The 12,863-nt window shown below is 44.8% G+C and carries 8 protein-coding genes and 1 pseudogene; 4 read left to right on the forward strand and 5 right to left on the reverse strand.

Annotation, left to right across the window (positions count from 1 at the left end; all coding sequences use genetic code 11):
• Positions 1-634 precede the first annotated feature (634 nt).
• Positions 635-3,757 (forward strand): S8 family serine peptidase, encoded by a 3,123-nt coding sequence (locus tag AAE02nite_RS08150; RefSeq protein WP_170252549.1) that lies wholly within the window; start codon positions 635-637, stop codon positions 3,755-3,757.
• 154 nt (positions 3,758-3,911) lie between these two features.
• On the opposite strand, the gene AAE02nite_RS08155 is transcribed toward AAE02nite_RS08150, so the two are convergent.
• Positions 3,912-6,215 carry an aconitate hydratase gene (locus AAE02nite_RS08155; protein WP_146896853.1) on the reverse strand — a complete coding sequence of 768 codons (2,304 nt, stop codon included), beginning with the start codon at positions 6,213-6,215 and terminating at the stop codon, positions 3,912-3,914.
• Positions 6,216-6,401: 186 nt separating this feature from the next.
• Positions 6,402-6,629 carry a hypothetical protein gene (locus tag AAE02nite_RS08160; RefSeq protein WP_146896857.1) on the reverse strand — a complete coding sequence of 76 codons (228 nt, stop codon included), beginning with the start codon at positions 6,627-6,629 and terminating at the stop codon, positions 6,402-6,404.
• Positions 6,630-6,799: 170 nt separating this feature from the next.
• Between AAE02nite_RS08160 and AAE02nite_RS08165 the strand changes: the two genes are divergently transcribed.
• The gene (locus AAE02nite_RS08165; protein WP_146896860.1) at positions 6,800-8,050 is read left to right on the forward strand and encodes a peroxiredoxin family protein; all 1,251 of its coding nucleotides are present in this window, start codon (positions 6,800-6,802) and stop codon (positions 8,048-8,050) included.
• A gap of 712 nt (positions 8,051-8,762) precedes the next feature.
• Here AAE02nite_RS08165 and AAE02nite_RS08170 read toward each other — a convergent pair.
• From AAE02nite_RS08170 to AAE02nite_RS08180, 3 genes and pseudogenes are all read right to left on the reverse strand, one after another.
• Positions 8,763-8,948, reverse strand: a complete 186-nt coding sequence (locus AAE02nite_RS08170; protein WP_146896862.1) for a DUF4136 domain-containing protein — start codon at positions 8,946-8,948, stop codon at positions 8,763-8,765.
• Positions 8,949-9,106: 158 nt separating this feature from the next.
• Positions 9,107-9,897: pseudogene (locus tag AAE02nite_RS27010) on the reverse strand (SDR family oxidoreductase).
• A 389-nt stretch (positions 9,898-10,286) separates the two neighbouring features.
• The gene (locus AAE02nite_RS08180) at positions 10,287-11,264 is read right to left on the reverse strand and encodes a polyprenyl synthetase family protein (protein WP_146897134.1); all 978 of its coding nucleotides are present in this window, start codon (positions 11,262-11,264) and stop codon (positions 10,287-10,289) included.
• A 244-nt stretch (positions 11,265-11,508) separates the two neighbouring features.
• On the opposite strand from AAE02nite_RS08180, the gene AAE02nite_RS08185 reads away from it, so the two are divergent.
• Both AAE02nite_RS08185 and folK read left to right on the forward strand, forming a co-directional pair.
• Complete coding sequence (locus AAE02nite_RS08185) at positions 11,509-12,360, forward strand: alpha/beta hydrolase family protein (protein ID WP_146896865.1); 852 nt, start codon at positions 11,509-11,511, stop codon at positions 12,358-12,360.
• Positions 12,361-12,849 (forward strand): 2-amino-4-hydroxy-6-hydroxymethyldihydropteridine diphosphokinase, encoded by a 489-nt coding sequence (folK, locus tag AAE02nite_RS08190; RefSeq protein ID WP_146896870.1) that lies wholly within the window; start codon positions 12,361-12,363, stop codon positions 12,847-12,849.
• Positions 12,850-12,863: the final 14 nt, after the last annotated feature.

The raw sequence follows: 12,863 nt of genomic DNA on the forward strand, positions 1-12,863 counted from the left end.
GAAACTCAGATCAACCCTATTGGTAAAAGGCCATATAAGTACAAACGGATTTTCCGGAATTTTGATAAGCAGGAATTTACCTATCAGCTGAAGCAAAGAAATTGCGGCTTTTCTGAAAACAGGACTAAACTTAGCCAGACCTCTGACATTATCTTAATGGCAGGGCTAAAAATGGCAGAATATTTAATCCGGATAAAAGCAGGAATATTTTTATCCTGGAAATAAAATCCTTTATTTAAAATATTATCCCCAAAAAATTATCGTATATTAATATTTAATCCGCTTTTATTGGGGAAATTTACAACTCTTATATATATTAGCGTTTTAATATATTTAAGGGAAATATTATGCTTGACTAATGTAACAAATTTGGGCAGGCGGTGTAATCTTAATTTAGAAGCTGTTTCGGCATAAAGCCGGAAAATTTCTAATTTAAAGGGTTGTTTTTATAGTTAGCAGGTATGATATAATGTTTACCCATTTCTTTTTTACCAGAACTTTTCTAAGTATTCTTTTTACTTTTTCGGTTATTCTTTGTTCGGCTCAGCAGTCCGGTGCACCGGCAGCACCTACAACAAAGCCTAATACGCTCATTTTTAAGTTAAAGTCTGATTATGAGCTACAAAGCTATTTTTTGAAGGAAGTAAAAAAATTACTTCAGCCTATTCAGTCTTATCATTTAAAGCAAAAATTCCCGAAGGCAGCGCCACAGCCCTTTCTAAAACCCGGCGAAGTTGATTTAACCCTACTTTACGAACTGGAATATAGCCCCGGCCTGACGTTTAACAAACTAAAAGCCCAACTATTAAATAGCGGTGTAGTAAGTTATGTAGAGCCCGTTTATATTCCCGAAATCTTAAAAATGCCCAACGACCCGTTGGCCGATTCGCTGACAGGAGCCCAATATTATCTCAAAAACATAAAGGCTTATAAGGGCTGGGATATTCAGCAGGGCGATTCATCGGTGGTAATTGGCGTATTAGACACTGGCATCAATTTAAAGCACGAAGATTTACAAGATAAAATAAAATACAATTATGCCGATCCGATTAATGGCGTAGATGACGACAAAGATGGCTATGTAGATAATTTCTACGGGTGGGATATGGCTGATAACGACAATGACCCCTCGGCTGATGCCAATACCCACGGCATTTTGGTAAGCGGGGTTATTGCGGCGGCGGCGAACAATGGCAAAGGCGTGACCGGGGTTGGTTATAATTGTAAGCTGTTACCCCTTAAAGTATTTCAATCTAAAGCTAAAGGCAGCTTTGCCGGGTACGAAGCCATTGTTTATGCCGCCGATCACGGCTGTAAAGTTATTAATATTTCCTGGGGTTCGCCGGGGTTTAATTCGGCTTACGAGCAGGATATTATTAATTATGCCGTTATAAATAAAAATGTGGTGGTAGTGGCCGCCGGCGGAAACACCAACGGAGACCTTGATTTTTATCCTGCCTCTTACGACAATGTCATTTCGGTTACTTCTACCGATGGCAGCGATAACCGTTTTTTTTCGCATACTTACAGTAATAAAATAGACGTACTGGCCCCGGGAGTAGGTATCTGGACTACTGGCGCCCGCAACAACGAATATACGTATGCCGGCGGTACTTCCTTTGCCGCTCCTATTGTAGCCGGCGCGGCGGCCTTGGTTTTCAAGCAGTTTCCTAACTATACAGCCCAGCAGGTTGCCGAACAACTCCGCATAACCGCCGATGATATTTACCAACGACCAGCTAACACTCCTTTTCTGGAAAGATTAGGCCGGGGCCGGCTAAACATATACCGGGCGCTAACCGAAATCAATACCAAGTCGGTTAGGAATATTCAGAACCAATTTAGCAAAGGCAATAGCTTAATGGCAGGTGATACACTACGGATTACCGGTACTTTTTTAAATTTGCTTTCTCCCACCTCTAATTTAAAGATTACACTTTCCAGCACCTCGCCGTACGTTACCATTTTGCAAAAAGAATATGTGGCCGGTGCCCTGGCCACCCGGAATGCTGCAACCAATACAGATCAGGCTTTTGTCATTTATATTCACCCCGATATTCCGCTCAATTCATCCATCAATTTCCGGTATGGCTTTAGCGACGGCAGTTATAACGATTATCAATATTTTAAAGTAGCAGCCAATCCCGATTTTCTGACTATTAACATTAACAACCTGGGGGTTTCTATTACGAGTAAAGGCAATATTGGCTACAATGGTTTGGACTACCAGCAAGGCGACGGGGTGTTTTATAAAAAAGGGAACCCCTTACTGGCCGAGGGTGGTCTGATGATTGGCGCTTCGCCGGGCCGTGTGACTGATAATATCCGCAATCACCTACTCGAATCAGATAATAACTATTATCAGGTAGCGCCGGTCCGGTTTTTACCTAACCCCAAATTTGCCGATATAGCGGCGCAGGGTGCCATTCAGGATTCCTTCCCCGCAGCTAATGTAGCCGGCGTACGCGTAACGCACCGGGCCTACGCCTGGAAAGATGCGCCTAATCATAAATTTGTAGTGCTGGAATACAAAATTACCAACAATACATTGAGCCCGTTTCAGGACCTATACGCCGGCATGTTTACCGACTGGGATATTGATGGCGCTTTTCGTAATGCGGCCGACTGGGACCCCGTGCACAACATGGGTTATGCGTATAACGTAGACCGCCGCAATGTATACGCCGGCATTAAATTACTCTCCGATTTACCGGCAACCCATTATGCCATCGATAATTTGTATGGTCCTTTGGAAAATATCAGTCTTTCGGATGGGTTCAGCGATGCTAAAAAATACCGGGCTCTTTCTAATCCGCCCGATAAAAACCAGAAAGCCGGTTTAAATGGCCAGGGCAACGATGTTTCGGATGTAACCGGCGCCCGGATTGCTTACCTGGCTCCCGGCGAAAGTATTACGGTTGCTTTTGCTATTTTAGCCGGCGATAATTTAGAGGACCTGCAGCGTAGCGCCACGGAAGCTAAGGCCCGCTACATGCAGGTAAAGAGCAGCCCGGTACCGTATGTGCAAAACGATACCATTTGTCCGGGCTCGCCAACGGTTATCAGCCCGGAAAACGGTTCTAAGTTCAGGTTTTACGCCGATAATGCCCGCAAAACACTTTTAGGTACCGGTTTAAGGTATGTTACACCCAAGCTTAACACCAACACCACCTACTACGTGAGCAATACCGATTCGCTTTACGAAAGCTCCCTGGTACCGGTAATGGTGGCGGTAGAAAAACCCCAGGTAGCCTTTAATTATACTCCAGCTCCGGAAACATTGGCTTTAAATGGATTAATCAATTTTGCCGACCAAACGCCTAATGCCGTTAGCTGGCACTGGTACTTCGGCGACAAAGGCGAAAGCCGGGCGAAAGCGCCTGTAATACAATACCAGCAACCCGGCAACTACCAGGTTAAACTGGTGGTAACCGACAACAAAGGCTGTGTGGATTCGCTTACCAATACTATCCGGATTAAGTATTTAAATTATAGCAACAACTGGCAAGCCTCCGATTTCTTGGTATATCCGAATCCTACCCCCGACCAGTTATTCATTAGGGTTCCCGAAAATATTGATGTAAGCAGCCCGGTAACATTGGAAGTAATAAACCTGATTGGCGAAGTAGTAAAACACCAGACTATTACCACTACCGGCTTACACAACCTAAGACTAGCCGGTGTGGCCAAAGGCATGTACGTCCTCCAGATTAGGGGTAAAGATGGTGTTTACCGCCAGAAGTTTCAGCACCTGTAATTGCCGGCACCTTACTTATATAATTTCCGGATTTACATTACTTCAGAAAAACAAAAGCATCAGCCTAAGGCCACCCAGAACGATAATTGAAACTTTTACCAATAAAAAAGCCCTCTTGCGGAGGGCTTTTTTTATAAGTTAATATTCTATTGCATTAACCTTGCTGCACAAAACCTTCGCTGGCTTTGCCTGCTCCTTGCAACCGAATAAGATTTAACGCAGAACCAGCCTTAAACCAGGCAATTTGTCCTTCGTTGTAGGTATGGTTGGCTTCAAAGGTATGGGTGCTGCCATCGGCATGGTGCAATACCACCTGCAATGGTTTGCCTGGAGTAAATGAGGTCAGACCAATTACATCAATAAAGTCGTTCTCCTGAACCTCGTCGTAATCCGCTTTATTAGCAAACGTTAAGGCCAGCATACCTTGTTTTTTCAGGTTGGTTTCGTGAATACGGGCAAAAGATTTCACCAGCACTACTCTAACTCCCAAATGACGGGGTTCCATGGCCGCATGTTCACGCGATGAACCTTCGCCATAGTTTTCGTCGCCGACTACGATAGAACCAACGCCGGCTGCTTTGTAGGCCCGGGCTACGGTTGGTACTTCCTGGTAAGGCGTGCCTTGTACCGTATGGTTCTTAACACTGTTAGCTTCACCGTTAAAAGCATTAATGGCGCCAATCAGCATGTTATTCGAAATATTATCCAGGTGACCGCGGTATTTCAGCCAAGGGCCTGCCATCGAAATATGGTCGGTGGTACATTTACCCTGGGCTTTAATCAGCAGGCGTAAGCCTTGCAAATCGTTGCCGTTCCAGGGCTGGAACGGATCCAATAATTGCAAACGATCCGATTGCGGATCCACAATTACTTCTACGTGGCTGCCATCTTGGGCAGGTGCTACATAACCGGCATCTTCTACGGCAAAACCATTCACCGGCAATTCCACGCCTCTGGGTTCATCCAGTTTTACAGCCTCGCCATTCTTATTTACCAGGGTATCGGTTAAAGGATTAAATGTTAAGTCACCGGCAATCGCAAAAGCGGTTACAATTTCGGGCGAAGCCACAAAAGCGTGGGTATTTGGGTTACCATCGTTCCGCTTAGCGAAGTTCCGGTTAAAAGAAGTAATAATAGAATTTTTACGCTTCGGATCATCCGTATGACGGGCCCATTGACCAATACACGGTCCGCAGGCATTAGCCAATACCACGCCGCCCATTTCGGCAAAAGTATCTAAGAGGCCATCGCGCTGCACGGTGTAGCGCACCAGTTCCGAACCCGGGGTTACGGTAAATTCCGCATTAACCGCTAAGCCTTTTTCAATGGCCTGGTGAGCAATAGAAGCGGCGCGGGTAATATCTTCGTAAGAAGAGTTGGTACACGAGCCAATTAAACCTACTTCTAACTTAGCCGGCCAATCGTGTTCTTTAACCGCAGCGGCAAATTGAGAAATCGGCCAGGCCGCATCCGGGGTAAACGGACCGTTTACGTGCGGCTCCAGTTCTGTTAAATTAATTTCGATTAATTGATCGTAGAAAGCAGCCGGATTGGCATAAACCTCATCGTCGGCCCGCAGGTGCTCCGCTACCTGGTCAGCTAAATCGGCAATTTCAGCCCGCTCGGTTCCTACCAGGTAGTCACGCATTTTGCCATCATAAGCAAATACCGAAGTGGTAGCACCAATCTCGGCGCCCATGTTACATATGGTGGCTTTACCGGTACAAGACAAACTGTTGGCACCCTCGCCAAAATATTCTACGATAGCACCGGTTCCTCCTTTTACGGTTAAAATACCGGCTACTTTCAAAATTACGTCTTTCGGTGAAGTCCAGCCACTCATGCGGCCGGTTAACTTAACCCCGATCACTTTCGGAAACTTTAACTCCCAGGCCATACCGGCCATTACGTCCACGGCATCGGCCCCCCCTACTCCAATGGCAATCATACCCAAACCACCGGCATTAGGTGTATGCGAGTCGGTACCAATCATCATGCCGCCCGGAAAGGCGTAATTTTCCAGCACTACCTGGTGAATAATACCGGCACCTGGTTTCCAGAAGCCAATGCCGTATTTGTTCGAAACCGAAGCCAGGAAATCATAAACCTCTTTGTTTTCGGTAACAGCCACTTCTAAATCTTCGTTGGCGCCATCACGGGCCTGAATTAAGTGATCGCAATGTACCGTAGACGGAACCGAAACCTGCGGCTTACCGGCCTGCATAAACTGCAACAAGGCCATCTGGGCCGTAGCGTCCTGCATGGCTACCCGGTCCGGCGCAAAATCTACGTAAGACTTACCGCGATCAAAAGCCTGGGTAGCTTTGCCTTCATATAAATGTGCGTAAAGAATTTTTTCAGTTTGGGTAAGCGGACGGCCTACCGCCGCACGGGCAGCGGCTATGCGCTCGCCTAAGCCGGCATACACCGCCTTAATCATGTCTATATCAAATGCCATAATAATTGGTTTTGAAGGTTTGTCAATATCGGGCTAACTGCCAACCGGAAAACACGCCGGGACAAGCCCATTTAAATTTGCGCAAATATATATAACCTGATATAAAAGTGCTATTTAATGTAATCCTATTTTATTATTTAAAATTAAAACAAATAACCACTGCTTTTATAAAACGAATTGCTGCTGCTACTTGGTACGCAGGTTATTGGCATTACTGCCATCCAGCTTATCAGTTTCCTTTTCGTCTTCGGCCGCTACATTGCCCGCTTCCCGCACGCCTTCGTAATGGGTATCCAGTTCATCTGTTTGCCGTGGAGGCTGCATTTCGGAATTATTGCCGGGCAGTTCTTTGCTCTCATCGGCGTTGGTTATTTTATCTGGTTCTATCGGATTGGGAGTTGGATTGGGGCACATAATATTTCTTTTGCTATTGGTAACCTGGTTTTACGTATAATTTACAATTTGGGCTAAATTTAATGTCTACCGCTCCGGCAGATATTTATTTAGAACAAAGGGGTATTCTTTTTACTTTTGCTACCGGTTTTTGTTCCGAAAGGGGACGAGTAACGATTCTTTACTTTAACATGAAACATTTATTTAATTATATATTTTTTGGTTTAATTATCGGTTCTATGGTGCTTTCCCTAAATGCTTGCCGGCCAAAAAATAAAACTTTAAAGTCAGGTACCTGGCGCGGCATCCTGACCATATCGAACCAGGAAGTACCTTTTTTGCTGGAAGTAGCCCAGGATTCGGCGGGTAAAACGGTGGCTTACCTGGTAAACGGTACCGAGAGAATATTATTGGACGAAATTACCATTGCCGGCGACTCGGTAAAAATACCCTTGCATATTTTTGATGCCGACCTGAAAGCCCACATTAACGACCAGGAAGACGGCATGAAAGGCAAATGGATCCGGTACAACCTGGAAGAACCTTACGAAGTGGCGTTTAGCGCTAAACACGTCCAGGATGACCGCTTCTCGCGCAACCCTGCTAAGGCTACCCAAAATTATACCGGTAATTGGGAAGTATTATTTAACCACAACGACGGCACCGAAGAAAAAGCCATTGGCGTGTTTAACCAGCAAGGCAATCATTTATCCGGCACTTTCCTGAGTCCTACCGGCGATTATCGCTACCTCGATGGTGAAGTAAACGGCGATGAATTGCGTTTATCTACGTTTGATGGGTACCATGCCTATTTATTTAAGGCCGAACCAGACAACGATGGCAAACTAAAAGGCAAATTCTTTTCGGGTAAAACCGGCCGGAGCACCTGGACGGCCACCCGCAACGATAATGCCGTACTACCTGCCGCCGACACCCTAACCTACCTGAAGCCCGGCTATGCCAAATTAGCTTTTACTTTCCCGGATTTAAACGGCAATAAAGTTTCTTTATCCGACCCGCAGTTCCGCGGCAAAGTGGTGGTGGTGCAATTAATGGGTTCCTGGTGCCCCAACTGCATGGACGAAACCGCTTACCTGGCTCCTTTTTACAAAGAAAACAAAGACAAAGGCTTAGAAATAATTGGTCTGGCTTACGAACAAAGCCCGGAATTTGAGAAAGCCAAAAAGCGTTTAGAGAAACTAAAAACCCGGTTTTCTATTGAATATCCATTGCTGGTAGCCGGCACCCGCGATAAAGAGGCTGCGGCCAAAACGTTACCTATGCTCAATCACGTGCTGGCTTTCCCAACCACTATCATCATTGATAAGAAAGGCGATGTCCGGAAAATTCATACCGGGTTTTCGGGTCCGGGTACCGGCAAATATTACGAAGCATTTGTACAGGATTTTGAAAAAACTATAGCTAAATTATTGCAGGAATAATTCGGCATATAAAACATAAGCTGGAAAAGACAGAATCAATTAGGGTTTTCAACTAAGACGCATCTCTCCTCCGCCACTTTCACATTATCTCTAAATTTAGCCAGCGAGAAGGGTTCTATAACCTTGGTATTCTTTTCCTTGATTTGCGTAGTAAAACCAACCAGGAAAATCATAATAAGGGATACTACTTTTTTAATAAATATTACTTCCAAAAAATGCATTGTGTAGGTACTGCTGTTTTAGCTGTTTTCGTATCATAAACTTATGTAACAATACTCAGCTAAAAAAGGACAATATACCCCAAAAAGTAACATCTATTTTTCCTCAGTCATCCTGATCAACCATTAAAAAAACGCTATATAGCCGCCTTGCGTTTGCATTGTACTTGTATAATCGGCAGCAGAACTGCTTGATTGTAACAAAAAACAAGAATTAAGCCAATAAAAAACTGTTCAGTTTTCCTATTTAAACTTGATGCATAACGGGTTTAGCTGTTACCAACGTAAAAACAACTTAAAAAGGCTAGGATATAATTAGCCGTAATTACAACCAAAAATGAGTGTAGCTGGGTGGTAAGCATAAGCATTTATTTGTCCCTGAAAATGTTACCTGTGGGCTGGCGTTACGGCTAAGCAGCTTAGACTGAACGCCGTACCCACAGCGCACCACAACCCTCTCCCGAATTGCCACCTGCTTTTCAGGAAAAGGAAGTTTATTCATTAACCTTATCTATCGGGCTGTTCCCAAACTCCTTAAAAATAGATGAAGTAGCTTGCTGAATTTTAACTTTATCCTTTACAATCGCACCTCCTTCCTTTAAACCGGAAGCAAAACCCTGTAATAATATTTCACCGGTTTTTTTATCCGCTATAAGTAACGTAAGTGTACCTGCATCCACCTTATAAGTTTCTTTACTTGGTTCTCTCGCTGAAAAACCACCCCAGTAATCGTTGCCTAAACCGGTAAAACCAATTAGTTGCGTAGGCTCCTAAAAACCCGAAAGGTCACTACCACAGATTAGAAGAACTTTTGTTTAACAATAGAAAATAGCTTATATCAAACGATGCCGTAACTGTTTGATTCTCCACCGTCAATTGCAATGGTTTGCCCGTTTACATAGCTGCAATCTTCGCTTAACAGGAAGGCAACAACCTTGGCTACTTCTTCGGGAAGGCCTAAGCGCTTCGTAGGATTGTTTCGAGCGTATTCGGTCTCGGCTTTTTTAGGTTCTTCCGGGTTTACCTCCCTAAAAGCTTCTGCTACCATTGGTGTAAGAATAGCGCCCGGCGCAATGGCATTGGTGATAATACCGTGCCGGCCAAATTCAAGGGCCGCGTTTTTGGTCATTCCGGAAACAGCGTGTTTGCTGGCTACATAGGGTGTTTGGTTAAGCACGCCCCTGATGCCCCCTCCGAGGCCACATTTACGATGCGTCCGTATTTTTGCGCTTGCATTACCGGAATAACATAGCGCATGCCATAAAACACCCCCATCAGGTTAATATCAATCACGCGTTTAAAAATGGCAATATCGTACTCGGTTAAGGAGGCCTGTTTGCCTTCAATGCCGGCATTGTTGTAAAAGCCATCTATACGTCCGAAAGCCTTCACGGCTTCATCCACATATTTCTTTACCTCGTCTTCTTTAGAAGCATCCGCAACTACCGTAATAATATTTGCTTGCGGAAACTGATTCATTAAATCCTGTCTGGCATCTTCCAGTGCTTGTTCATTATAATCTGCCAGGGTAAGTTTTGCGCCTTGTCCGGCACAAACCTTGGCTGCTGCCAGTCCCAGCCCCATAGCTGCGCCGGTAATCAGAATGGACTTTGATTCTAGATTGCTCATAATATTAAAATTTAAGGGTTAATATATTTTACCCTGTCTATTCGCAGCTTTATGTTAGCTGCTAAGCTAAGGCGGAACAGAAAGGTTTACTTATATAATACTATATTTTCAGCAAAATGGATAAATTTAAATACTACTGCGGAGGTTCTGTATTGTGGTGTATAATTCTGGTCCCAAGGTCATGGTGAATATCTCTGCGATAGGTAACAGTCCTGACATGCTAGTTTCCAGAATGAATAATGGCTTAACAGGTTCCTGCACCAGGAGAATTAATATTGGGCAAACGCAAATAGTAGCAGGTTAGAATAAAGAAGGGCAAAAGACCTCGCCGGTTAGTGGTGGGCAGACGATCTCGTTACCAAAGGGTTTATAATACCCGGAGCGAAATTTTATTTTTCCCGCTCGATGGTATAGGAAATGAGCTGTTCGAGCGAGGTGCGGGACGGCGACGGCTGGAAAGAGCGTAAAATCTGCAAAGCTTCTTCGGCGTATTTATTCATTTGGTTAATGGCGTATTCCAAACCGCCGGATTGCCGCACAAATTGGATAACTTTGGCCACTACTTCGTTTTTACCATTGTTGTTTTTAACATGGTAAATCATCTGACGCTTCGTCAACCAATCGGCCTGCTGCAAAGCATAAATCAGCGGCAACGTCATCTTTTTTTCTTTGATATCAATGCCCACCGGTTTACCAATTTCGGCGGTACCATAATCAAACAAATCGTCTTTAATCTGAAAAGCAATGCCCACTTTTTCACCGAATAGCCGGGCTTTTTCAATGGTTTCGGCATTGGCCCCGGACGAAGAGGCTCCCACCGCGCAGCATGAAGCAATTAGAGATGCCGTTTTCTGGCGAATAATATCAAAATAAACGTCTTCGGTAATATCTAGCCGGCGGGCTTTTTCAATCTGCAGTAACTCGCCTTCACTCATCTCTTTTACTGCGTTCGATACAATTTTAAGCAGGTCAAAATCATCATTCTGCAACGACAAAAGCAAACCCTTTGAGAGCAAGTAATCCCCTACCAAAACGGCAATTTTGTTTTTCCAGAGGGCATTTACCGAGAAAAATCCGCGGCGGTAATTGGCATCGTCTACCACATCGTCGTGTACCAGGGTGGCCGTGTGCAGCAATTCAATTAAAGCCGCACCGCGGTACGTAGCTTCCGTTATGCCCTTACCAAAGAGTTTGGCCGAAAAAAAAACAAACATGGGCCGCATTTGCTTGCCCTTCCGTTTTACAATGTAACCCATTATTTTATCCAGCAGTAAAACCCGTGATTGCATCGAACTCCGGAATTTTTTTTCAAATTCGGTCATTTCGGTTACAATAGGAGCCTGGATATCTTTTAAGGTTACGCGCATGTGGGCCACAATATTACTAGGTAGACGCCTCGAATCCAAACAGTTTTTTAGGACTAAAGTTTAAAGTACGCCGGGCCCTCCCGGCAGCTACGTAAAAGGTGCTCCAGAATATTTATATTTGCCGGCTATCTTGTTTCTTTTTAGAGAACCGGCTTTATCCTGAAGATGCAACGGTAACTTAAAACACAACCCGATGGTATATTTAGGCTGAATCTTTAACCTGTAGCTACAAAATTTAAACCCAATGTCTGCCCCTACCCGCCTCGATTTTGTAATTACCCCGCCGCATGGCCGGGCCACCCGGGCCGATGCCCGCCTGCTCCCGGACAACCAACCCAAACCCGTAGTTATTTTTGTACATGGTTTTAAAGGGTTTAAAGAATGGGGACACTTTAACTTGCTAGCCGATTATTTTGCCCAACAATGCTTTGTATTTATTAAGTTAAATTTATCGCATAATGGTAGTACCCTTACCGAAGACGATGTGCTGGACCTGGAAGCTTTTGCGAACAATAATTTCTCGATAGAATTAGCCGATGTAAAAGCTTTGGTAGATACACTATTCCTGGGCAGTAGCGCCCTACCCCAAGCCGAGATTGATTTAAACCGTTTGTTTCTGATTGGGCACAGCCGGGGCGGTGGCTTGGCCATTCTGGCCGCGGCCCAGGATGAACGCATAAAAGCCGTCGCTACCTGGGCTGCCATCAGCGACCTGGAAAACCGCTGGCCACCGCACACGTTAGCCGAATGGAAGCAAAAAGGGGTGCTACACGTGGAGAATGCGCGCACCAAGAGACAAATGCCCATGTACTACCAACTCGTAGAAGATTTCCTGGCCAACAAACACAAACTGGATATTCCGGCAGCCGCCCGGCAAATGACGCAGCCATTATTATTAATTCATGGCAACCACGACGAAACCTTGCCCCTGCAAATGGCTTATGATTTAAAAGAAAACAAACCCGATGCCGAGTTGGAAATAATTCCGGAAGCGAACCACAGTTTTGGTGGTGCGCATCCTTATACCGGCCATAGTTTGCCAGCAGCGGCCCAAATTGCCGCCGACCGGACTATTTCTTTTTTTAGCGCATATTGAATGGCGGTTACGTATTTATTACTCGGCAGCAACCAGGGCAACCGGGAATATTTTTTAAATACCGCTACTACTGCTCTGGCAAGCCGGGTAGGTCTGGTTACCCAGCAGTCAAAAATTTACGAAACGGCTGCCTGGGGCCTGGAAGAGCAACCGGCTTTTTTAAACCAATTATTGCAAATTTCTACTGCGTTACCCCCCGAAGAACTGTTAACCCAAATAAATTTGATTGAAAAAGAGTTAGGCCGGGAACGTATAATTAAATGGGGGGCCCGGGTAATTGATATTGATATCTTATACTACAACCACCTCATATTAAACTTACCCGAGTTGATGATTCCGCATCCACGTTTACAGGACAGGCGCTTTGCGCTCATGCCTTTAACTGAGTTAGCGCCATTATTTATTCATCCGGTTTTCCGTAAAACCAACCAGGATTTATTAAAAGATTGCCCGGATAACTTGCCTGTACTGATTTATGAAAAAAAATAGCTTTCCTTTATCTG

It is taken from the genome of Adhaeribacter aerolatus (assembly GCF_007991635.1).
GTDB classification, from domain to species: domain Bacteria; phylum Bacteroidota; class Bacteroidia; order Cytophagales; family Hymenobacteraceae; genus Adhaeribacter; species Adhaeribacter aerolatus.